This is a genomic window from Variovorax sp. AC194 (assembly GCF_979257995.1).
Genome location: NZ_OZ409823.1, coordinates 3,159,184 through 3,180,047, shown reverse-complemented (window position 1 = coordinate 3,180,047; position 20,864 = coordinate 3,159,184). Strand labels below are relative to the sequence as shown.

At 69.1% G+C, this 20,864-nt stretch carries 20 protein-coding genes; 16 read left to right on the top strand and 4 right to left on the bottom strand.

Annotated elements, in window-relative coordinates:
- Positions 1-7 precede the first annotated feature (7 nt).
- Together gluQRS and trmB are read left to right on the top strand one after the other, a co-directional pair.
- The gene (gluQRS, locus tag ACZYRS_RS15280; protein WP_463419930.1) at positions 8-922 is read left to right on the top strand and encodes a tRNA glutamyl-Q(34) synthetase GluQRS; all 915 of its coding nucleotides are present in this window, start codon (positions 8-10) and stop codon (positions 920-922) included.
- Complete coding sequence (trmB, locus tag ACZYRS_RS15275) at positions 919-1,677, top strand: tRNA (guanosine(46)-N7)-methyltransferase TrmB (RefSeq protein WP_463419929.1); 759 nt, start codon at positions 919-921, stop codon at positions 1,675-1,677. The genes gluQRS and trmB overlap by 4 nt, the downstream gene beginning before the upstream one ends.
- Before the next feature lie 9 nt (positions 1,678-1,686).
- Here the strand turns inward: trmB and ACZYRS_RS15270 are convergent, their stop codons facing one another.
- Complete coding sequence (locus tag ACZYRS_RS15270) at positions 1,687-2,148, bottom strand: energy transducer TonB (RefSeq protein ID WP_463419928.1); 462 nt, start codon at positions 2,146-2,148, stop codon at positions 1,687-1,689.
- A gap of 83 nt (positions 2,149-2,231) precedes the next feature.
- Between ACZYRS_RS15270 and ACZYRS_RS15265 the strand changes: the two genes are divergently transcribed.
- Positions 2,232-3,401, top strand: a complete 1,170-nt coding sequence (locus ACZYRS_RS15265) for an ABC transporter substrate-binding protein (protein WP_463419927.1) — start codon at positions 2,232-2,234, stop codon at positions 3,399-3,401.
- A 6-nt stretch (positions 3,402-3,407) separates the two neighbouring features.
- On the opposite strand, the gene ACZYRS_RS15260 is transcribed toward ACZYRS_RS15265, so the two are convergent.
- Positions 3,408-4,130 (bottom strand): Crp/Fnr family transcriptional regulator, encoded by a 723-nt coding sequence (locus ACZYRS_RS15260; protein WP_463419926.1) that lies wholly within the window; start codon positions 4,128-4,130, stop codon positions 3,408-3,410.
- Between the two features lie 147 nt (positions 4,131-4,277).
- Between ACZYRS_RS15260 and ACZYRS_RS15255 the strand changes: the two genes are divergently transcribed.
- From ACZYRS_RS15255 to ACZYRS_RS15195, 13 genes are all read left to right on the top strand, one after another.
- Complete coding sequence (locus tag ACZYRS_RS15255) at positions 4,278-4,868, top strand: HD domain-containing protein (RefSeq protein ID WP_463419925.1); 591 nt, start codon at positions 4,278-4,280, stop codon at positions 4,866-4,868.
- Between the two features lie 28 nt (positions 4,869-4,896).
- Positions 4,897-5,664, top strand: coding sequence for a class II aldolase/adducin family protein (locus ACZYRS_RS15250; RefSeq protein WP_093433400.1), 768 nt, complete (start codon positions 4,897-4,899; stop codon positions 5,662-5,664).
- A 95-nt stretch (positions 5,665-5,759) separates the two neighbouring features.
- Positions 5,760-6,638 carry a bile acid:sodium symporter family protein gene (locus ACZYRS_RS15245; protein ID WP_463419924.1) on the top strand — a complete coding sequence of 293 codons (879 nt, stop codon included), beginning with the start codon at positions 5,760-5,762 and terminating at the stop codon, positions 6,636-6,638.
- 7 nt (positions 6,639-6,645) lie between these two features.
- Positions 6,646-7,572 carry a LysR family transcriptional regulator gene (locus ACZYRS_RS15240; RefSeq protein ID WP_198789603.1) on the top strand — a complete coding sequence of 309 codons (927 nt, stop codon included), beginning with the start codon at positions 6,646-6,648 and terminating at the stop codon, positions 7,570-7,572.
- An 89-nt stretch (positions 7,573-7,661) separates the two neighbouring features.
- The gene (gene tcuA, locus ACZYRS_RS15235) at positions 7,662-9,098 is read left to right on the top strand and encodes an FAD-dependent tricarballylate dehydrogenase TcuA (protein WP_463422491.1); all 1,437 of its coding nucleotides are present in this window, start codon (positions 7,662-7,664) and stop codon (positions 9,096-9,098) included.
- Positions 9,082-10,317 carry a tricarballylate utilization 4Fe-4S protein TcuB gene (gene tcuB / locus ACZYRS_RS15230; RefSeq protein ID WP_463419923.1) on the top strand — a complete coding sequence of 412 codons (1,236 nt, stop codon included), beginning with the start codon at positions 9,082-9,084 and terminating at the stop codon, positions 10,315-10,317. Before tcuA ends, tcuB begins: the two co-directional genes overlap by 17 nt.
- Positions 10,318-10,357: 40 nt before the next feature.
- Positions 10,358-11,146 (top strand): class II aldolase/adducin family protein, encoded by a 789-nt coding sequence (locus ACZYRS_RS15225; RefSeq protein ID WP_198789602.1) that lies wholly within the window; start codon positions 10,358-10,360, stop codon positions 11,144-11,146.
- Between the two features lie 36 nt (positions 11,147-11,182).
- Entirely contained in the window at positions 11,183-12,148 is a 966-nt protein-coding gene (locus ACZYRS_RS15220) for a tripartite tricarboxylate transporter substrate binding protein (RefSeq protein WP_463419922.1), read from the top strand.
- Between the two features lie 15 nt (positions 12,149-12,163).
- Complete coding sequence (locus ACZYRS_RS15215) at positions 12,164-13,063, top strand: amidohydrolase family protein (RefSeq protein WP_463419921.1); 900 nt, start codon at positions 12,164-12,166, stop codon at positions 13,061-13,063.
- Positions 13,064-13,096: 33 nt separating this feature from the next.
- Positions 13,097-14,110 carry a Bug family tripartite tricarboxylate transporter substrate binding protein gene (locus ACZYRS_RS15210; RefSeq protein WP_463419920.1) on the top strand — a complete coding sequence of 338 codons (1,014 nt, stop codon included), beginning with the start codon at positions 13,097-13,099 and terminating at the stop codon, positions 14,108-14,110.
- On the top strand, positions 14,107-15,066 hold the full coding sequence (locus tag ACZYRS_RS15205; protein WP_463419919.1) for a D-2-hydroxyacid dehydrogenase: 960 nt from the start codon (positions 14,107-14,109) through the stop codon (positions 15,064-15,066). Before ACZYRS_RS15210 ends, ACZYRS_RS15205 begins: the two co-directional genes overlap by 4 nt.
- A 41-nt stretch (positions 15,067-15,107) precedes the next feature.
- Entirely contained in the window at positions 15,108-16,076 is a 969-nt protein-coding gene (locus ACZYRS_RS15200; RefSeq protein ID WP_463419918.1) for a tripartite tricarboxylate transporter substrate binding protein, read from the top strand.
- A gap of 168 nt (positions 16,077-16,244) precedes the next feature.
- Positions 16,245-18,455 (top strand): glycoside hydrolase family 3 N-terminal domain-containing protein, encoded by a 2,211-nt coding sequence (locus ACZYRS_RS15195; protein ID WP_463419917.1) that lies wholly within the window; start codon positions 16,245-16,247, stop codon positions 18,453-18,455.
- A 32-nt stretch (positions 18,456-18,487) separates the two neighbouring features.
- Here the strand turns inward: ACZYRS_RS15195 and ACZYRS_RS15190 are convergent, their stop codons facing one another.
- Positions 18,488-18,838 carry a hypothetical protein gene (locus tag ACZYRS_RS15190; protein ID WP_198789596.1) on the bottom strand — a complete coding sequence of 117 codons (351 nt, stop codon included), beginning with the start codon at positions 18,836-18,838 and terminating at the stop codon, positions 18,488-18,490.
- 124 nt (positions 18,839-18,962) lie between these two features.
- Positions 18,963-20,852: a YadA family autotransporter adhesin gene (locus ACZYRS_RS15185; RefSeq protein ID WP_463419916.1), complete on the bottom strand. Its 1,890-nt coding sequence runs from the start codon at positions 20,850-20,852 to the stop codon at positions 18,963-18,965.
- Positions 20,853-20,864 lie beyond the last annotated feature (12 nt).

Here is a 20,864-nt window from a genome sequence, read left to right as displayed (position 1 = left end):
TTTTAGGATGCGTGAGACCGGCCGTTTCGCGCCCTCGCCCACCGGGCCGCTGCACGCCGGCTCGCTGGTGGCCGCACTCGCGAGCTGGCTCGACGTGCGCGCCCGCGGCCGCGAGGCGCGCTGGCTGATCCGCATCGAGGACGCCGACACCGAACGGTGCCTGCCCGGCATGGGCGAACACATGCTGCGGCAGCTGGCCGACTGCCATCTGCTGCCCGACGAGACGCCCGTGTGGCAGACGCAGCGCACGGCGCACTACGAGGCGGCGCTGCAGAAGCTGCAGGCGCTCGGCCTCGCCTACCCGTGCGGCTGTTCGCGCAAGGACATCGACATGGCGCTCGCGCGGCTCGGCCAGCGGCACGAGCGGCATGGAGAGCGCGTGTATCCCGGCACCTGCCGGGGTGGCCTGCACGGCAAGCCCGCGCGGGCCTGGCGCTTTGCCACCGAGAAGTTCGAATCGCATCAGCCCGGCGAACTCCGCTGGACCGACCGGCGCATGGGCGAACAACATCAGGACGTGAGCCGCGAGGTCGGCGACTTCGTGCTGCGCCGCGCCGATGGCCCCTGGGCGTATCAACTCGCCGTGGTGGTCGACGACGCGGAGCAAGGCGTGACCGACGTGGTCCGCGGCGAGGACCTGGCCGACAACACCGCGCGCCAGATCCTGCTGCAGCGCGCGCTGGGCCTTCCGACGCCCAGCTACCTGCACACGCCGCTGGTGCGCGGCGCCGACGGCGACAAGCTCTCCAAGCAGAACGGCGCCACGGCCATCGACACGTCCACGCCCGAGGCCGCGCTGGCCGCGCTCGATGCGGCCGCGCGCGTGCTCGGCCTGGGTCCCGCCACGGCCCCATCCTGTGCGGCCGCGCTGGCCGGCTGGGTGCCCGAATGGCGCGCTCTCTACAATTCGCGGCCGCCATGAACTTTCCCGACACCGTGCCCCACGACCTCCCGCCCAGCGACGAAACCGCAGACGACAGCGCGGGCGACAGCAACAAGCCGCACCCGCTGCACCGCCGCCTCAAGAGCTTCGTCAAGCGCGCCGGCCGCACCACCGACGGCCAGGCGCGGGCCTTTTCCGAACTGGGCCCGCTGTTCCTCATCCCCTACACCCCCGAGCCGCTGGACCTTGCGGCGGCCTTCGGCGGCCGCGCCGCCCCGACGGTGCTGGAGATCGGCTTCGGCATGGGCGAGGCCACCGCGCACATCGCCACGGTGCTGCCCGAGACCAACTTTTTCTGCTGCGAGGTGCACGAGCCCGGCGTGGGCGCGCTGCTCAAGCGCATCGGCGAGCAGTCGATCTCGAACATCCGCATCTGCGCGCACGACGCGGTCGACGTGCTCGACCACATGCTGCAGCCCGGCACGCTGGCCGGCGTGCATGTGTTCTTTCCGGACCCGTGGCACAAGAAGCGCCACAACAAGCGCCGGCTGATCCAGCCCGAATTCGTGACCAAGCTCGCGCAGCACCTGCGCCCCGGCGGCTACATCCACTGCGCGACCGACTGGCAGCCCTACGCCGAGCAGATGCTCGAGGTGCTGGCCGCCGAGCCGCTGCTGCGCAACACGGCCGAAGGCTACGCCGCGAAGCCGGAATACCGCCCGCTCACCAAGTTCGAGAACCGCGGCATCAAGCTCGGCCACGGCGTGTGGGACCTGGTGTTCGTGCGCGCCTGAAGCCCTCAGCTACTCAGCCTGGAAGCGGAACGGCAGCCGCATCCGCGTGCGCACCGGGCGCCCGTCCGACGACCGCGCGGGGTCGAAGCGCCATCCCTTGAGCGCATCGGTCACCGCCTTCGACAGCAGCGGATGCGGCGATCGTTCGATGCGCACGTCTTCGGGCACGCCTGTTTCACCCACGTAGAAGACGGCGATCACTTGGCCTTCCACGCCCTCGTTCGCCAGCGCGGTCGGATAGTCGGGCAGGCGCCGCTGGCGGATCACCGCATCCTTCTCGATGGCGGGCGCCTGGGGCCGCGTGGCTGCGGTCGGCGGCGCACTGATGACCATGGGCGGCGGCTCCGGCGCAACGTCCGGCGACGGTGCCGGAACGGGCTGCGCGATTTCCACCACATCGCGCGGCGGCACGATGCATCCCGCGAGCGCCACGCACAACCCGAATCCACCCCAGAGAAAAGCAGTTTTCATAGGGCAATTCTGTAGCAGCCGCTGCTATCGTCCTGGCCTCAATATTGCTACACTTTTTTACTACTTCTCACAAAGGGTGCGCAATGAACAGGTCACGCAGGGAATGGTTGGAGAAGGCATGCGGCGCGCTGCTGTTGGGCGGCGGCATGGGTTTGGGCATCACTCAAGGTGCATTGGCGCAGACCCGCGCGGCCGGCGCGCCCCGCGTCGTGCTGCTCGGGCAATCGGTGCCGCTGACCGGCGGCGCCGCGGACATCGGCAGCGCCTTCGCGGCGGGCAGTCGGCTCGCGGTGAGCGACTTCAACACGCGCAACGCCACCACCGGCCTGCAGCTGAAGCTGGTGCAACTGGACGACGGCTACGAAGCCGCCCGCGCCAGCGCCAACGCGCGCACCCTGCTCGGCGCGCAGAAGGCGGACCTGCTCTTCGGCTTTGTCGGCACCGCCAGCAGCGAGGCCGGCGCGAACGTCGCCACGCAGCAGGGGAGCCTGCTCTTCGCGCCCTTCGCCGCATCGGACAACCTGCGCGGCGCCGAGCACCCGAACGTGTTCCACGTGCGGCCCGGCATGATCGACGAGGCCCTCAAGATCGTGCGCCAGTGCGCCACCGTGGGGCAGACGCGCGTGGCCTTCCTGGGCGACGACGACGCCATGGGCCGCGCGGGCCTGGCGGCCGTGCAGCAGGCGATCACCGAGCTCAAGCTCACCCCGCTGGTCGCGAGCGCGCTGGTGCCCGCGGGCGGCGACAAGCTCGATGCCGCGCTCAAAGACGTGCAGAAGCAATCGCCCCAGGCCATCGTGCTGGTGTCGCTCTCGGGCACCACGGCCAGCGCGATCCGCAAGCTCCGCAAGAGCGGCTACACGGGCAACTTCATGGCCTTCTCGATCGTGGGGATCGATCCGCTCTACGCGGAGCTGGGCAAGGACATCGGCGGCATCGTGATCTCGCAGGTGGTGCCCTCGCCGCGGCCCTCGGCCATTCCGATCGTCAAGGAGTACCTCGCGGCGGTCGACAACTCCGACCAGACCGCGTCCTACGAAGGGCTGGAGGGCTTCATCGCCGCCAAGACAGTGGGTGAGGCGGTGCGCCGCGCGGGCCGCGGCTTCAACACCGCGACGCTGCAGCGCACGATGACCGCGATGACCGACTACGACGTGGGGGGCTTTCGCATCAACCTGCGCCCGGGCCTGCGCGACAACGTGCGCAGCATCGACCTGATCAGCATCTCCGCTGACGGGCGCGTGCTGCGCTGAACGGCATCAACCGGTGCTGACCAGCCGCTGCAGCGCATCGAGCGACAGCAGCTCGACGCGCCCGTAGCCCAGCGCCACCACGCCCTCGCCTGCCAGCGCGTTGAGTTCTTTCGACAGCGTCTGGCGCGTCACGCCGAGCATCATCGCGAGCGCCTCCTGCGGCAGCATCAACTGGTGGCGCAGGTGCACCGACTGCGTCGCGTCGCCGCGCGCGAGCACCAGCAGCCGGTGCGCCACGCGCGCGCGCAGGCTGCGCAGCGTCGCGTCTTCCGCGAGGCCGTAGAGCATGCGCACCCGCGCGGCCAGCATCGCGGCAATCGCGTTGGAAAACACCACGTCGCGCATCTGCCGCGTGAAGGCTTCGGGCGACACCACCAGGAGGTCGAGCGCCTCGAGCGCGGTCGCGTCGTGCGTGCGGGGCGAGCCGTCGATCAGCGTGATCTCGCCGAACCAGTTGCCCGGCTCCAGCACCGCGAGGATGGCCTCGCGCCCGTCTTGCCGCAGCGAAGAAATCTTGATCGTGCCCGCCACCAGCCCATAGAAACCGCCGCCCGACGCATGAATCGGATCGCCCTGGCGGAACACCATCGTTCCGCGCCGCACGTGGATGAGCTCGGCCGCGCCCACCAGCGCCTCGCGCTGCGCGCGCGGCATGCTGGTGAACCACGGGTTGCCCTCCAGCGCAGCGCGGTGCGGGGCGGAGAGACGCGGCTTGGTGGAGGGGGGCATTGGAGAAAAGGTGGGGCGGGTCCCCCTGGGGACAGGGGTTTACCACCACCCTACATTGTCAAATTCTTGACAGTTGAGCGTCAAGTGCAGGTCTACAGTGACCGCCACCCCACGGACGAACAACGCACGAACAATGGAGACAGCACGATGAGCGCAAGGGCAAGTTTCAAGAGCATGCAGGAGAGCACGCGCGAAGACTGGCAACTGATCGGCGGCGAGTTCATGCAGTTCGCGGGCGCCCTGCCCGCGCGCGTGATCAAGCACCTGCAGATCCTGGAGGGCGACTACGGCGGCTTTCCGGTCGACCGCTACACCCACTCGCTGCAGACCGCCACGCGCGCCCTGCGCGACGGCCGCGACGAGGAGTACGTGGTGTGCGCGCTCTTGCACGACATCGGCGACACGCTCGGCAGCTTCAACCACCCCGACATCGCCGCCGCGATTTTGAAGCCCTTCGTGAGCGAGGCCAACCACTGGATGGTGCAGCACCACGGCATCTTCCAGGGCCATTACTTCTTCCACCACATCGGCCTGGACCGCGACATGCGCGAGAACTTCAAGGACCACCCGCACTACGAGCGCACGGCCGAGTTCTGCGCGCTCTACGACAACCCCGCCTTCGACCCGAAGGCCGAGACCTTGCCGATCGGCGAATTCGAGCCCATGCTGCGCCGGTTGATGGCCCAGCCCAAGCAAAGCATCTACAAGACCGTGCTGAAAGAACCGGCCGCGGCCTGACAGACCCCAGACAAAGGACACCCCCACCATGAACGCCAACTCCCAATCCGAAATCCAGAAGCTCGTCTCCGCCGAAGAGTGGCAGCTGCGCGTCGACCTCGCCGCCTGCTACCGGCTCGTAGCGCTCTACGGCTGGAGCGACCTCGTGTTCACGCACATCAGCGCGCGCGTGCCCGGCCCCGAGCATCACTTTCTCATCAACCCCTACGGGCTGATGTTCGACGAGATCACCGCATCGAGCCTGGTGAAGGTCGACCAGCAGTGCAACAAGATCATCGAGTCGCCCTACCCGGTGAACCCGGCCGGCTTCGTGATTCACAGCGCGGTGCATGCCGCGCGCGAAGACATCCAGTGCGTGCTGCACACCCACACGAAGGCCGGCATCGCGGTGAGCGCGCAGAAGAACGGCGTGCTGCCCATCAGCCAGCAATCGACCTTCGTGCTGGCCTCGCTCGCGTACCACGACTACGAAGGCGTGGCCTTCCGCGACGACGAGAAGCCGCGCCTGCAGGCCGACATGGGCCATGCGAATTTCCTCATGCTGCGCAACCACGGCCTGCTGACCTGCGGCAAGACCATTGCCGATGCCTTCCTCTCGATGTACACCTTCGAGAACACCTGCCAGATCCAGATCGCGGCGCAATCGGGCGGCAGCGAGCTCACGCATGTGAACCCGAAGATCATCGACGGCGTGGGCCAGGCGATGAAGGTGCAAAGCGGCGGCCTGGGCGGCATGTTCGTCTGGCCTTCGCTGATCCGCAAACTCGACCGCATCGACGACAGCTACAAACAATAAGACGCGTCGATCCCCGGTTTTCCAAGGCTGCCAGCGCCCGCGCGACGGGTGCGGGCAGCCATTTTTTTAGAAGAACCAAAGAGGAGACACAACCCATGGACACCACGCTCATCGTGACCCGGTTCCTGTTCGGCGCGCTCGCGCTGGTGATGTTCGGGCTGGGGCTGTCGCTCTCGCTGGCCGACTTCCGGCGGCTCTTCAAGCACCCCAAGGCGGTGACCATCGCGCTCCTGCTGCAGGTCATTGGCTTGCCGCTCGTGTGCTACGCAATCATCGTGGGCTTCGGGCTCTCGCCGGTGTTCGCCATCGGCCTCATGCTGCTGGCGGCCTCGCCGGGCGGCATTTCGGCGAACCTGTTCTCGCACCTCTTCGGCGGCAACGTGGCGATGAACATCTCGCTCACGGCCGTGAACACGCTGCTGTCGATCGTCACGCTGCCGCTCATCGCCAACTGGGCCATCGGCCATTTCGCGCAGAGCGGCCAGGTGGTGCCGCTGCAGACGCGCAAGCTCGTGGAGGTGATCGCGATCGTGCTGGTGCCGGTGGCCATCGGCATGTTCGTGGCCTCGCGCAAGCCGGCGTTCGCCGCGCGCATGGAAAAGCCCACCAAGATCTTCAGCGGCGTGGTACTCGCCGTGGTCACGACGCTCGCAATCGCGAACGAGTGGAAGACCCTCACCGCCACCTTCGCCGAGATCGGCATTCCGGTGCTGCTGTTCAACCTCGTGAGCCTGCTCGCGGGCTATTACTTGAGCCGCGCCGCGGGCCTGGACAAGCCGCTGGCCACCGCCATCAGCTACGAGATCGGCATCCACAACTCCACGCTCGCGATCTTCATCGCGGTGAGCGTGCTCGGGAGCTTTCCGCTCGCGCTGCCGGCCGCGATCTATTCGGTGGTGATGTACATGACGGCCCCTCTGTTCGGATGGCTGTTGCTGCGGCGCGGCCAGCCCGCCGCCGTGCCTGCGCGATGATGCGCGCATGGAACTGAGGCAACTGCGCTACTTCGTCAAGGTCTGCGAGCTGCGCAGCATGGGCCGCGCGGCCGTGGAGCTGGGCGTGGTCACCTCGGCGCTGAGCCAGCAGATCAGCCGGCTCGAAAGCGAACTGGCCACGCGCCTCTTGCAGCGCAGCTCGACCGGCGTCACGCCCACCGATGCGGGCCTCGCGTTCTTGCAGCAGGCGCAGCTCACCTTGCGCCATGCCGACGACGCGGTGCGCGCCGCGCAGCAGGCGCGCCTGTCGGGCCATGTGAGCGTGGGCCTCGCGCCCACCACCGCCACCGTGCTCGGCGTGCCGCTGATGCGCGCGATGCAGGAGCGCTACCCCGAGGTGCGGCTGCACATGGTCGAGGCGCTCTCGGGCCACCTCACGACGATGCTGCATGCGCGCCAGCTCGACCTGGCCGTGCTGTTCCAGACCGACACGCCGCGGCGCTGGAGCGTCGCGCCGCTGCTGGCTGAAAAGCTCTTCGTGGTCGCCTCGCCCACGCTGGCCGAACGCCCCAAGGGCACCAAGGTGCGCCTGTCTCAATTGGCCGATGTGCCGCTGATCCTGCCGAGCGGCAGCCACGGCCTGCGCGCCACGCTGATGGCCGCCTTTCTCCGGGCGCGCGTCACGCCGCGCATCGTGGCCGAGGTCGACGGCCTCGCGCTCCTGATGGACGCGGTGCGCGCCGGCTACGGCGCCACCGTGCAGCCCGGTGCAGCCACCGCGCGGCACGACCGCGACGACCTCGAACTCACGCAGATCAGCGACGCCCACGTCGGCCGCCGCAACCTGCTCGTGAGCCTGTCGGACGACGAGCTCTCGCCCGCTGCACTGGCCGCGCGCGTGGTGGTCGCCGACACCGCCCGCGCCCTCGTTCGCGAGGGCCGCTGGACCGGCGCAAGTCTTCTCGAAAACTGAACACCCGTTGCCTCTTTCGGCCTTTCGCGTGAAGGCCATGCTCCCTAAAGTCTCCTGGATTCCAAGGAGACCCACGAGTGATGGATGTACTGGCAGACGTAGTGGTTGTTGGTGGCGGCAATGCCGCGCTGTGCGCCGCGCTGATGGCGCGCGAGGCCGGCGCTTCGGTGCTGCTGCTGGAAGCCTCGCCCAAGGAATGGCGCGGCGGCAATTCGCAGCACACCCGCAACCTGCGCTGCATGCACGACGCGCCGCAGGACGTGCTGATCGATGCCTACCCTGAAGAGGAGTACTGGCAAGACCTCCTGAAAGTGACTGGCGGCCTCACCGACGAGCACCTCGCTCGCCTGGTGATCCGCGCCTCCTCGAACTGCCGCGACTGGATGCGCAGCCACGGCGTGCACTTCCAGCCGCCGCTGTCGGGTGCGCTGCACGTGGCGCGCACCAACGCCTTCTTCATGGGCGGCGGCAAGGCACTGGTGAATGCGTATTTCCGCAGCGCCGAAAAGCTCGGGGTGCAGATCCGCTACGACACGCCCGTCGCTTCGGTCGAGCTTGACGGCGACCGCTTCGTGGCCGTGCGCACCGAGGCCGGCGAGCGCATCGAAGCCAAGAGCTGCGTGCTCGCCTCGGGCGGCTTCGAATCGAACCGCGAATGGCTGCGCGAAGCGTGGGGCCAGAACGAGCGCGGCGAGTGGCCGGCCGACAACTTCCTCATCCGCGGCACGCGCTTCAACCAGGGCGTGCTGCTGAAGTACATGATCGCCGCGGGCGCCGACAGCATCGGCGATCCGTCGCAGGGCCACATGGTGGCCATCGATGCGCGCGCGCCGCTCTACGACGGCGGCATCTGCACGCGCATCGATTGCGTCTCGCTCGGCGTGGTGGTCAACCGCGACGCGCAGCGCTTCTACGACGAGGGCGAGGACTTCTGGCCCAAGCGCTACGCGATCTGGGGCCGGCTCGTGGCGCAGCAGCCGGGGCAGATCGCCTGGTCCATCATCGACCAGAAGGCGGTCGGCCGCTTCATGCCGCCCGTGTTCACCGGTACGCAGGCGACCACGCTCGGCGAACTCGCGCAGAAGATCGGCCTGGACGAAGCCACTTTCGTGCGCACCGTGCAGGACTACAACACGGCCTGCCGCGTCGGCCGCTTCGACCACACGGCCCTGGACGACTGCCACACCGAAGGCATCGCGCCCGCCAAGACGCACTGGGCGCGCCCGCTCGATACCGCGCCCTTCTACGCCTACCCCGTGCGCCCCGGCATCACCTTCACGTACCTGGGCCTCAAGGTGGACGAGACCGCCGCCGTGCGCTTCGGCGGACGCGCCAGCCCCAACCTCTTCGTGGCCGGCGAAATGATGGCCGGCAACGTGCTGGGCAAGGGCTACACGGCCGGCGTGGGCATGAGCATCGGCACGGCCTTCGGCCGCATCGCCGGAACGCAGGCCGCGAAGGCAGCGAAAGCCGCCAAGAACCTTTCGAAGAATTCCCCGGAGACCGCCCTTGCAGCAGCTCACTGATCTCGTCGCACGCGCCCGTGCGGATGCCGACGGCATCGGCAGCGCCCCGCCTTCGCAGCGCGTGATCCCGATCCAGCCCGCCCTCCCGTTGACCGCCAGCGAGGGCGAGGTCGCGCGCATCCTGCAGATCTGCAACGCCTGCCGCTATTGCGAGGGCTTCTGCGCCGTGTTCCCCGCGATGACGCGCCGGCTCGAATTCGGCAAGGCCGACACGCACTACCTCGCGAACCTCTGCCACAACTGCGGCTCGTGCCTGCATGCCTGCCAGTACGCGCCGCCGCACGAGTTCGCGGTGAACGTGCCGCAGGCGATGGCGCAGGTGCGCATGCAGACGTACCACGACTACGCGTGGCCGCCTGCGATGGGCGCGCTCTACAAGAAGGCGGGGCTCACCGTCGCGCTGGCGCTGGCCGGTGGATTGGCGCTGTTCCTCGTACTGGCCGTCGCGATGTCGGGCTCGCTGCTGCACGAGCCGCTCGCGGGCAATTTCTACGCGATCTTTCCGCACAACTTCCTCGCGCTGGTGTTCGGCGCGGTGTTCCTCTTCGTGATGTTCGCGCTGGCCATGGGCGTGCGCCGCTTCTGGCGCGAGGTGTCGCCCGCGAACGATCCGGGCAACGCGCCCTCGATGCCCGGCGTGCGCGGCCCCGCGAGCGCCGAGGCCGCGCACGACGCGCTGCGGCTGAAGTACCTGGGCGGCGGCCACGGCGAAGGCTGCAACAACGAGGACGACCGCTTCACGCTCTGGCGCCGGCGCTTCCACCACTTCACCTTCTACGGCTTCATGCTGTGCTTCGCCTCGACGTGCGTGGCGACGCTTTACCACTACCTCTTCAACCTGCATGCGCCCTATGCGCTCACGAGCCTGCCGGTGCTGCTGGGCACGGCCGGCGGCATCGGCCTCGTGATCGGCCCGATCGGCCTGCTGTGGCTGAACCTGCGGCGCAACGCCGCGCACGGCGACGTGGCGCAGCGGCCGATGGACCGCGGCTTCATCGCGCTGCTGCTGCTCACGAGCGTGACCGGCCTCGCGCTGCTCGCATGGCGCGACACGACTTTCATGGCGCTCTTGCTCGCGGTGCACCTGGGCGTGGTGATGGCGCTCTTCCTCACGCTGCCCTACGGCAAGTTCGCGCACGGCATCTTCCGCTCGGCGGCGCTGCTGAAGTTCGCGATCGAGAAACGCCTGCCCAGCCGCCTGCAACTGGGCGCCGACTGAATTGAATCAATCGAATCCTCCCCTCGAAAGGAAACCCGCGATGACAACCCCTGGCGTGCTCCAGATCCCTTCCATGAAAGACAAGTGCTCGCCCGCCGAATGGCAGGCCCGCATCGACCTGGCCGCGTGCTACCGGCTGGTCGACTTGTATGGCATGTCGGACATGATGGCCAACCACATCTCCTCGCACGTGCCGGGCGAGCACGGCGCGTTCCTCATCAACCCCTACGGGATGATGTACGAGGAGATCACCGCGTCCAGCCTCATCAAGGTCGACGCCGACGGCCGCATCCTCTCCTCGCCCGACTTCGGCGAGCTGAACTACGGCATCAACAAGGCCGGCTACGTGATCCACAGCGCGGTGCATGCCGCGCGGCCCGACGTGGCCTGCGTGATCCACACGCACAGCTGGGCGTCGATGGCGGTGTCCTCGCTCGAATGCGGGCTGCTGCCGCTCACGCAGACGGCCATGCGCTTTTTGAAGATCGGCTATCACGAGTACCAGGGCGTGGTGCTCAACACCGCCGAGCAAGAGTCGCTCCTGGCCGACCTCGGCCAGAGCGAGGCGGTGATCTTCCGCAACCACGGCGCGCTCGTGGTGGGCCGCAGCGTGGGCGAAGCCTTCAACTGGATGCACCGGCTGGAGCTGGCCTGCCGCGCGCAGATCGGCGCGATGTCGTGCAACACGCCGCTCAAGGCCGTGCCGCAAGAGGTGCTCGAAGAGACCTGGAACAACTACCAGCCCGGCACCCGTCGCCCCTACGGCCTCATGGAGTGGCCCGCGCTGCTGCGCAAGCTCGATCGCATGGACCCGGGCTTTCGCGACTGACACGCACACGCCGAAGAACAGCAGAGACAACGCCCCATGAAGAGAAGATTCCTCCCCGCCGTGCTGGCGGCGCTCGCAGCAACGCTCGCATTGCCCGCGCTCGCGCAAAAATTCCCGCAGAAGCCGGTCACGCTCGTCGTTCCGTTCGCGCCCGGCGGCAACCTCGACGTCGTCGCGCGCACGCTGGCGCCGGCGTTGGGCCAGATCCTCGGCCAGTCGGTGATCGTGGACAACCGCGCCGGGGCCGGCGGCGCTATCGGCGCGTCGTACGTGGCGCGTGCGCAGCCCGACGGCTACACGCTGCTGGTGAGCACGCCGAACGCGCTCGTCGTGCTGCCGCTGATGACCAAGACGACCTACGCGCTCGACAACTTCGCCCCCATCGGCCTCGCGGCCACCACGCCGCTGGTGATCGCGGTGCGCGGCCAGGGCCCGTACAAGGACATCGACGCCGTGCTCTCGGCCGCGCGCAGCAAGCCGGGCCAGGTGACGGCCGGCCATGCAGGCCCGGGCACCACCAACCACATCGCGCTGCTGCAGCTGGAGCAGGCCGGCAAGCTGAGCCTGAACACCGTGCCGTACAAGGGCTCGGCGCCCGCGCTCACGGACCTCCTGGGCGGGCAGATCGATCTCGTGGTGGACCAGCTCACGAGCTCGGCCGCGCACATCCAGTCGGGCATGCTGCGCGCGGTCGCCGTGATGTCGAAGGACCGCGATCCCGCATTGCCCAACGTGCCCACGCTGCGCGAGGCAGGCCTGAAGGATTTCGACGCGACCACCGCGACCGGCCTGCTCGCACCCGCCGGCACGCCGCGGGAGGTGATCAACGCGCTCAACGCCGCGCTGCGCAAGGCGCTGGCCGACGAGACGGTCAAGCGCCGCCTGATCTCCGTCGGCAGTCCGGGCCAGGCCTCGTCGCCCGACGAATGGCTCGCGACGCTGAAGAAGGAAGACGCGAGCGCGCGGCTGCTCGCCAAGAGCGGCAAGCTCAAGGTCGATTGAGGAGACGCACGCACCATGACCCGCCCCTGCCTGCCTCCCCATGACGCATTCACGCCCGTGTCCTTCGCGCTGCCGCCCGGCGCATGCGACAGCCACGCGCATGTCTTCGGCCCCTTCGACCGCTTTCCGCTGGCCGACGACCGCAGCTACACGCCGGGCGAATACCCCGGCGCGGCCTTCATCGCGCACCTCGACCGGCTGGGCCTCTCGCGCGGCGTGCTGGTGACCGGCAGCGCGAGCGGCACCGACAACGGTGCGGTGCTCGCCGCGCTCACGCAATATCCCGACCGACTGCGCGGCATCGCCGTGCCGCAGACGGACACCACCGATGCGGAACTCGACCACTGGCATGCCGCAGGCGTCCGCGGCGTGCGCTTCAACCTCTTCAAGCGCGACGGCCATGCCGTGTACCGCAACGGCGTGGGCATCGAGGTGCTCGAAGCGCTGGCGCCGCGCTTGGCCGAACGCGGCTGGCATGCGCAGATCTGGATCCATGCGCCCGACCTGGTCGAGCTGGCGCCACGGCTGCTGCGCGCCGGCGTACCGCTGGTGGTCGACCACATGGGCCGCATGGCGGCCTTGCGCGGCATCGACGACCCCGGCTTTCGCACGCTGTGCCGCCTGCTCGCCGAGGGCAAGGCGTGGACCAAGATTTCAGGCGCCGACCGCAACACCGGCATGGGCCCGCCCTACGCCGACATCGATCCCTTCGCCGCCGCGCTGCTCGAGGCCAATGCCGAGCGCGTGGTGTGGGGCACCGACTGGCCGCACATCAACTACTTCGAAGCGCAGCAGGTGCCCGACGACGGCGCCCTGGTGAACCTGCTCGCGCGCTGGCTGCCCGACGAGGCGCAGCGCAGGCGCGTGCTGGTCGACAACCCGGCGGCGCTGTACGACTTTCCCCCGCCCAAGTAGAGACAGAGACGACAGAACCCAAGGATCAGAAAAATGAATCGAGACAAGCCTTCCCCCTCCTCTTCCTCCTTCCTGCTGCGCAAGCTCGTGGGCACGGCCACCGCCGTGCTGCTGGCCGCGGGCCTGGGCGCCGCGCCGCGTGCCGATGCCCAATCCGCGTACCCCAGCAAACCCGTGCGCGTGGTCGTCGCCTTCACCGCGGGCGGCACCACCGACATCCTCGCGCGCGCCGTCACGCAGCAGATGTCCGAGAAGCTGGGCCAGCCCTTCGTCATCGACAACAAGCCCGGCGGCGGCGGCAACATCGGCACCGAGTTCGTGGTGCGCGCGCCGGCCGACGGCTACACGCTCATCGTCAATTCGGTCGGCCCGATGGCCGTGAACCAGACGCTCTACAAGAACATGACCTACGACCCGCTCGCCGACCTCGTGCCGGTGGTGCAGATCGCCGACGTGCCCAACGTGCTGGTCGTGAACCCCGAAGTGCCCGCCAAGACGATGGAAGAGTTCATCGCCTACGCCAAGGCCAACCCCAACAAGCTGAACTACGGCTCGACGGGCATCGGCACTTCGTCGCACCTGTCGAGCTACATGCTCAGCAAGCGCATCGGCGCCGAGACGCTGCACGTGCCCTACAAGGGCGCCAACGCGCTGACCGACCTGCTCGCGGGGCGCATCCAGTTCATGTTCGCAACCATCCCCTCGGTCATCTCGCACATCCGCGCGGGCAAGCTGCGCGCCATCGCGGTGAGCAGCCTGAAGCGCTCGCGTTCGCTGCCCGACGTGCCGACCGTGGCCGAGAAGGGCTTTCCCGGCTTCTCGGCGGGCTCGTGGTTCGGCTTCTTCGCACCCAAGGGCACGCCGGCACCGGTGATCGCGCTGCTCAACAAACAGGTGAACGACGCGCTGCCTTCGCTCGAAGCGCAGATGATCCGCGAGGGCGCGGACCCGGTCGGCGGCACGCCCGAGCAGTTCGGCAAGTTCACGCGGCAGGAGTACGAGAAATGGAAAGTGATCGTGCGCGATTCGGGCGCGACGGCCGAATGAGTTCCCCGCTGCGCATCCTGATGACGCCCGCGGCCGCGCAGCAGGCCGGCACGGGTCTTGGCGAAGCGCTCGGCGGCCACGCGCACGTGGTGGTGAACCCCGGGGACGATGCGGACGTGGCCTTCGTCTCGCGCGACGTGACCGGTCTCTCGACCAAGCACCAGGTGCTGCCGCACACGCAGCAGTTTCACGATGCCCTGCGCGGCGCGCCATCGCTGCGCTGGGTGCATGCGCATTCGGCGGGCGCCGACCGGCCCGTGTACGGCGAACTGCGCGCACGCGGCGTCGAAGTGACCACCTCGTCGGGCGCCAACGCGGGCGTGGTCGTGCAGACCGCGCTGGCCGGCGTGCTGATGCTGGCGCGCAACTTTGCGCAATTGCTCGCGGCGCAACGCGAGAAGACCTGGGCGCCGCTCGTGGGCAGCGGCCTGCCGCGCGACCTGGCGGGGCAAACGGCGGTGATCGTCGGCTGGGGGCCGATCGGGCAAGGCCTCGGCGCGCTGCTCTCCGCATTGGGCCTGCGCGTGATCGCCGTGCGCAGCAGTGCGGGCACCGACAGCGTGCGCTTCGAGGACATCCGCACCGTGCTGCCGCGCGCCGACTGGCTGCTGCTCGCCTGCCCGCTGACCGACCGCACGCGCGGCCTTGTCGATGCAGAGGCGCTCGCGCTGCTGCCGCCCGGCGCGCGGCTCGTGAACGTCTCGCGCGGCGAGGTCGTCGATGAGCCCGCGCTCATCACAGCCCTGCGCAGCGGCGCGCTCTCTGGCGCCTACCTCGACGTGTTCGCGCACGAGCCCCTGCCGGCCGATTCGCCGTTGTGGGACATGCCGAACGTGATCGTCACGCCCCACACCGCCGGCCACTCCGACGGTAACGAGGCGCGCGTCGCCGCGCTCTTTCTCGACAACCTGAAACGCTGGAACGAAGGCCAACCGCTGCTGAACCGCGTGGCCTGACGCCTTCTTTCTTCAAACAACAACACCAAGACCTCACGACCATGAACCGAAAGAATTTCCTCCGCACCGCCATCGCCACGCTGCTGCTCGCGGCCGGCGCAGCCTCCGCCGCCGACTGGCCCACCAAACCCATCACCCTCATCGTCCCCTTCGTGGCGGGCGGCACCACCGACATCGTCGCGCGCACCATCGGCCAGAAGCTCTCGGAGGCGCTCAAGCAGCCGGTGATCATCGACAACCGCGGCGGCGCGGGCGGCACCGTGGGCGCGACCATCGCCTCGAAGGCGCCGGCCGACGGCTACACGCTGTTCCTGGCCACGATCGCGCATTCGATCGCGCCGGGCCTCTACAAGAAGCTCGCCTACGACTTCCAGCGCGACTTCGATCCGGTCGCGCTCGCGGCCTCCACGCCCAACGTGCTGATCGTCAACGACAAGGTGCCCGCGAAAACGGTGGCCGAGCTCGTGGCGTACATCAAGGCGAACCCCGGCAAGGTCAACTTCGGCTCGGCCGGCAACGGCAGCACCGAGCACATCTCGGGCGAGCTCTTCCGCTCGATGACGAAAACCGACATCGTGCACGTGCCCTACAAGGGCGGCGCGCCGATGATGGCCGACCTCATGGGCGGGCAGATCCAGATGGCCATCGAGACCAGCCCCTCGGCCTCGCCGCACGTCAAGGCCGGCAAGGTGCATGCGCTGGCCGTGACGACGAAGACGCGCTCGCCCGCCTACCCCGGCGTGCCCACGCTGGACGAGGCGGGCCTGAAGGGCTACGACATGACGACGTGGTTCGCGCTGATGGCCCCGCACGGCACGCCGCCCGAGATCGTGCAGCGCCTGAACACCGAGCTGGCGCGCGCGGTGCAGCAGCCCGATGTGGTCAAGCGCTTCGAGGAACAGGGCGTGACGGCCGGCAACATGAAGCCCGCGGAGCTTTCGAAATTCATCGCGAGCGAGACGACCAAGTGGGTCAAGGTGGCGAAGGAAGCCGGCGCAACCGCGGAATAAGCGCACCGGTCAACCATAGCCCTACGGCGACGACGGAAACCCGCTTGCCGGGGGCGGGGCCCGTTGTCTGCAGAATAGGAGGCCATGCACGTTCGAAAAGCGGCGCTCGCCGCCCTCCCCCTCCTCCTTTCCCTTTCCGGCTTTCTCCTTCCCGCTTCAGCCGCCTCGATGCCCGATGACCCCGCGGCCTCTGCCGCCTCCGCTGCGGCGGATGCGCGCGTCGAATCGCTGATCGCGCGCATGACCGTCGAGGAAAAGGCCGGCCAGCTGAGCCTCTACGGCCCGGCCGACATCAACATCCCCAACAACCCGCAGGACGCATGGCGCAACGGCCAGCAGGAGACGGCGGACGTGCGCGCCGGGCGCCTCACGGGCCTCTTCAACAACGCGGGCCTCGAAGGCAAGCTGCGGCTGCAGCAGATCGCGGTGCGCGAATCGCGCCTCGGTATTCCGCTGATCTTCGGCGCCGACGTGATCCACGGCTTTCGCACGATCTTCCCGATGCCGCTGGCCGAGGCCTCCAGCTGGGAGCCGGCGCTGGCCGAGCGCACCACGCGCGCGGCGGCCGTCGAGGCCACGGCCGACGGTTTCCGCTGGACCTTCGCGCCGATGGTGGACATCGCGCGCGACGCGCGCTGGGGCCGCGGCCTCGAAGGCGTGGGTGAAGACCCGTTCCTCGCACGCCAGTTCGCGGCGGCGCGCGTGCGCGGCTTTCAAGGCAGCAATCTCTCGAACGCCGATTCGATGCTCGCCACGCCCAAGCACTTCGCGGCCTACGGCGCGGCCGAGGGCGGGCTGGACTACAACGCGAGCGACATCTCCGAGCGCACGCTGCGGGAGGTGTACCTCCCGCCGTTCCGCGCGGCCATCGACGCAGGCGCGCTCTCGGTCATGAGCGCCTTCAACGAGATCGGCGGCATTCCCTCGACCGCGAACCCGGCGCTGCTGACCGGCGTGCTGCGCGACGAATGGAAGTTCAAGGGCTTCGTGGTCTCCGATTTCACGGCCGACGAGGAACTCATCGAGCACGGCTACGCCGCCAACAGCCGCGAGGCCGCCAAGATGGCCTTCATGGCCGGCACCGACATGAGCATGCAGAGCGGGCTCTACATGCGCCACCTGCCCGACCTCGTGGCCTCGGGCGAAGTGCCGATGGCGCGGCTCGATGAAGCGGTGCGCCGCGTGCTGCGCGTCAAGCAGAAGCTGGGCCTCTTCGACGATCCGTTCCGCGGCCTCGACGGCCCGCCCGCCGCCCAGCGCACCGAGAACCCCGAATTCATCGCGCTCGCCCGCGAAGACGCGCGCCGCTCCATCGTCATGCTCAAGAACGAGGCCAAGCTCTTGCCGCTGCCCAAGGCCGGCACGAAGATCGCGCTGATCGGCCCGTTCTCCGAAGGCACGAAGGACCTGATGGGCTCGTGGAGCCTGTTCCCGGGCCAGTCGGCGCCCGTCGGCATCGACGAAGGGCTGCGCGCAGCGCTCGGCCCCGATTCCTCCGTGACGATCGTGCGCGGCTCGAACGTCGAGTCGCCGCTGCCCGGCGGCATCGAGGCCGCAGTGGCCGCGGCGCGCAACGCCGACGTGGTGGTGCTGGCCATCGGCGAGAGCCAGAAGATGTCGGGCGAGTCGCGCTCGCGCAGCGACATCGGCCTGCCGCAGCCGCAGCAGGACCTGGCCGAAGCGGTGGCCGCGACCGGCAAGCCGGTCGTCGTGCTCCTGAGCAACGGCCGCGCGATGGCGCTCAAGGGCGCGGTGCGCAATGCGCGCGCCATTCTCGTGACCTGGTTCCTCGGCGTGCAGACGGGCCACGCCATCGCCGACGTGGTGTTCGGCGACTTCAATCCTTCGGGCCGCCTGCCGGTGAGCTTTCCGCAGACCGCCGGCCAGGTGCCCTACTACTACGCCCACAAGCGCACCGGGCGCCCCACGCCCGAAGGCGCACCGGGCACGTCGTTCAAGACGCGCTATGTCGATGCGACGAACGAGGCGCTCTACCCCTTCGGCTTCGGCATCGGCTATGCGCCCGTGCGCTACGACAACGTCGAGTTGAGCCAGGAGCGCATGACGATGGGCGACACGCTGCGCGTGCGCGCCACCGTCACCAACACCGGCATGCGCGAGGCCGAGGAGGTGGTGCAGCTGTACCTCTCGGAGCGCGCCGCGAGCGTGACGCGGCCGGTGCGCGAGCTCAAGGGCTTCCAGAAGGTGCGCATCGAGCCGGGCACCTCGAAGGTGGTCGAGTTCACGCTCGCCGCGGCCGACATGGCCTTCATCGGCCGCGACATGAAGCCCGTGGTCGAGCCGGGCGAGTTCGACCTGTGGGTGGCGCCTTCGGCCGCGAGCGGTATCCGAAAGCGCTTCGTGCTCACCCGCGAATGAACCGCGAGTGACCCGCGAGTGAGCCGCGCGGCTTACTCGCCGCTGCCAGTCGCGGAAGGCAGGTTCGCCGACGCCACCGGCGGCTGCACCTGCGACTCGAGGATTTCGGTCGGGTGCATCGCGTTGTTGGCGCGCACGGCCTCGGCCTGGACCTGCGCACGGTCGGCGCCCGACACCGGCCGCTGCACCTGCGATTCGAGGATCTCGGTCGCGTGCATGCTGTTGTTGGCACGCATGGCGTCCTCGGCCACCGCGTCGCGCGACTGGGTCGAGTGCGACATCTGCGGATAGTCGGGGTCGCCGCGCCCGCCCGCATGCGCGAGCGAGGCCAGCACCAGCGCCGGTGCGGCGGCAATGCAAAGGACTGCGGTACGAACTCTCATGGCTGTCTCCTGGAGTGGTTGGTTTTTTCACTCTAGGACGACCCACTTAGGCGCCGATGACGAGTTGCTTAGACCCGCGTGAGAAGGCGCGCCGGCGTGCGCGCGCTCCCCCGCGTTGCCGGGCTCAGTCGAACACGCCCGTGAACGCCACGCGGCTCACCGCGCCCGAGCTGCTCACGCCCACGCCGAGCGTGACGCTGTAGCGGCCGTCTTCGGAAGTGCGGCGCAGCGATCCGCCCATCGCGCTCTCGCTGCGGAAGTTGCCCAGGCCCACGGCGTAGCTGATCTTGCCGGGCACGAGGGGCGCCGCTTCCATCGCCGCGACGCCCGCGATGCCCGCGAAGGCGCGCCGCGAGTTCTCGTCCAGCTGGTTCTGCAGGCGCGCGGCCGTGAGGTCGGTGTAGGCCTTGCCGAACGGCAGGCCCTGCGCGGCGATGGTGTCGGTATAAGCGTTGGCCGAGGCCACGCCGTTCTGCACCATGCCCTGCACCTGGCCCACGTTGGTCGCGTCGGTCGGCGCGCTGCCGGGCGCCACGCCGGTGAGCTGGCGGTTGCCCAGCGCCACTTCGCCGGCCGACGACTGCAGGCCCGCCATGCCCGTGGCCACGTAGTTGGTTTGCGCGCCGCGCGTGGTCACGCTGCCCGCGCCGAGCGCCACGCTGTTGGCGTGCTGCACCACCGCGTTGGCACCCAGCGCAATGCCCCCATCGGCCTGCGCCTGCGCGCCGCTGCCGATGGCCATCGCGTTGTCGGCGTTGGCGCGGGCCGAGGCGCCGATCGACAGCGTCTGGTTCGCGTTGACGTACACGCCCGCGTCGTTGCCGATGGCGATGTTGGCGTTGCCGCTCACATGCGCGCCGGCGCCGTTGCCCTGCGCCGTGTTGTCGTTGCCCGTCACGCCCTGCCCGGCGGTCGCGCCGAAGGCCTGGTTGCGGTTGCCCTGCACGCCGCCGCCCGCGCCCTGGCCCATCGCCAGGTTGTTGTTGCCCGAGACCTGTGCGCCGGCCATCTGGCCCGAGGCCTGGTTGCCCGAGCCCTTGACGCCGCCGCCCGCGCCTTCGCCGGTGGAGATGTTGTTGCTGCCGTTCACGTCGCGGCCCGCGCCGTTGCCGTAGGCCTGGTTGCCGTTGCCCGTGACGTTGCCGCCGGCGCTGGTGCCGTAGGCCTCGTTGTCGGAGCCGGTGACGTGCTGGCCGGCGTTGGAGCCGGTGGCGTCGTTGCGGTTGCCGGTGACGAACTGGCCCGCGGCATATCCGTTCGAGTTGTTGTAGTCGCCGGTGACGTTCTCGCCGGCGCTGCGGCCCATGGTCTGGTTCCAGCCGCCGACCACGTCGGTGCCCGCGTAGTAGCCGATGGCCTGGTTGGCGTTCTTGCCCGACACGTTGGTGCCCGCGCCTTCGCCGATGGCCAGGTTCCAGTTGGTGCTGACGTTGTTGCCCGCGCCGTTGCCCATCGAGATGTCGCTGCTGCCGGTCACGTTCTTGCCGGCGTTGGTGCCGATGGCCGTGTTCTCGCTGCCCGTGACGTTGCTGCCGGCGCCGTTGCCCATCGCGTTGTTGTTGCTGCCCGCGACGGCCATGCCGGCGTTGGTGCCGGTGGAGTTGTTGTCCGAGCCGGTCACGCCGCTGCCGGCGTGAAAGCCTGTCGCGTTGTTGTGGTTGCCCGTGACGTTGTCGCCGGCGCTGCGGCCGAAGGACTGGTTCCAGCCGCCCTTCACGTCGGTGCCCGCCTGGAAGCCGATGGCCTGGTTGGCGTTGTCGCCGCTCACGTTGGTGCCCGCGCCGTCGCCGATGGCCAGGTTGTACTTGGTGCTGACGTTGTTGCCGGTGCCCGTGCCCATCGCCTGGTTGTTGGTGCCGGTGACGCCGGTGATGCCCGTGCCGGTGCCGATGCCCAGGTTGGACTTGGCCGGGTCCCAGGTGATGGTCTGGGCATGGCCCAGGCCCACACCGGAGCCGAGCGCGACGGCCAGCCCGACCAGGGCTGCGCCGCGCGTTGCGCGCTTGTGTTTCATGCTTCTCCTCTG

Excerpts from the sequence above, each read along its gene's own strand:
- gluQRS (WP_463419930.1), top strand. The coding sequence starts at position 8 with ATGCGTGAGACCGGCCGTTTCGCGCCCTCGCCCACCGGGCCGCTGCAC.
- trmB (WP_463419929.1), top strand. The coding sequence starts at position 919 with ATGAACTTTCCCGACACCGTGCCCCACGACCTCCCGCCCAGCGACGAA.
- ACZYRS_RS15270 (WP_463419928.1), bottom strand. The coding sequence starts at position 2,148 with ATGAAAACTGCTTTTCTCTGGGGTGGATTCGGGTTGTGCGTGGCGCTC.
- ACZYRS_RS15265 (WP_463419927.1), top strand. The coding sequence starts at position 2,232 with ATGAACAGGTCACGCAGGGAATGGTTGGAGAAGGCATGCGGCGCGCTG.
- ACZYRS_RS15260 (WP_463419926.1), bottom strand. The coding sequence starts at position 4,130 with ATGCCCCCCTCCACCAAGCCGCGTCTCTCCGCCCCGCACCGCGCTGCG.
- ACZYRS_RS15255 (WP_463419925.1), top strand. The coding sequence starts at position 4,278 with ATGAGCGCAAGGGCAAGTTTCAAGAGCATGCAGGAGAGCACGCGCGAA.
- ACZYRS_RS15250 (WP_093433400.1), top strand. The coding sequence starts at position 4,897 with ATGAACGCCAACTCCCAATCCGAAATCCAGAAGCTCGTCTCCGCCGAA.
- ACZYRS_RS15245 (WP_463419924.1), top strand. The coding sequence starts at position 5,760 with ATGGACACCACGCTCATCGTGACCCGGTTCCTGTTCGGCGCGCTCGCG.
- ACZYRS_RS15240 (WP_198789603.1), top strand. The coding sequence starts at position 6,646 with ATGGAACTGAGGCAACTGCGCTACTTCGTCAAGGTCTGCGAGCTGCGC.
- ACZYRS_RS15225 (WP_198789602.1), top strand. The coding sequence starts at position 10,358 with ATGACAACCCCTGGCGTGCTCCAGATCCCTTCCATGAAAGACAAGTGC.
- ACZYRS_RS15220 (WP_463419922.1), top strand. The coding sequence starts at position 11,183 with ATGAAGAGAAGATTCCTCCCCGCCGTGCTGGCGGCGCTCGCAGCAACG.
- ACZYRS_RS15215 (WP_463419921.1), top strand. The coding sequence starts at position 12,164 with ATGACCCGCCCCTGCCTGCCTCCCCATGACGCATTCACGCCCGTGTCC.
- ACZYRS_RS15210 (WP_463419920.1), top strand. The coding sequence starts at position 13,097 with ATGAATCGAGACAAGCCTTCCCCCTCCTCTTCCTCCTTCCTGCTGCGC.
- ACZYRS_RS15205 (WP_463419919.1), top strand. The coding sequence starts at position 14,107 with ATGAGTTCCCCGCTGCGCATCCTGATGACGCCCGCGGCCGCGCAGCAG.
- ACZYRS_RS15200 (WP_463419918.1), top strand. The coding sequence starts at position 15,108 with ATGAACCGAAAGAATTTCCTCCGCACCGCCATCGCCACGCTGCTGCTC.
- ACZYRS_RS15195 (WP_463419917.1), top strand. The coding sequence starts at position 16,245 with ATGCCCGATGACCCCGCGGCCTCTGCCGCCTCCGCTGCGGCGGATGCG.
- ACZYRS_RS15190 (WP_198789596.1), bottom strand. The coding sequence starts at position 18,838 with ATGAGAGTTCGTACCGCAGTCCTTTGCATTGCCGCCGCACCGGCGCTG.
- ACZYRS_RS15185 (WP_463419916.1), bottom strand. The coding sequence starts at position 20,852 with ATGAAACACAAGCGCGCAACGCGCGGCGCAGCCCTGGTCGGGCTGGCC.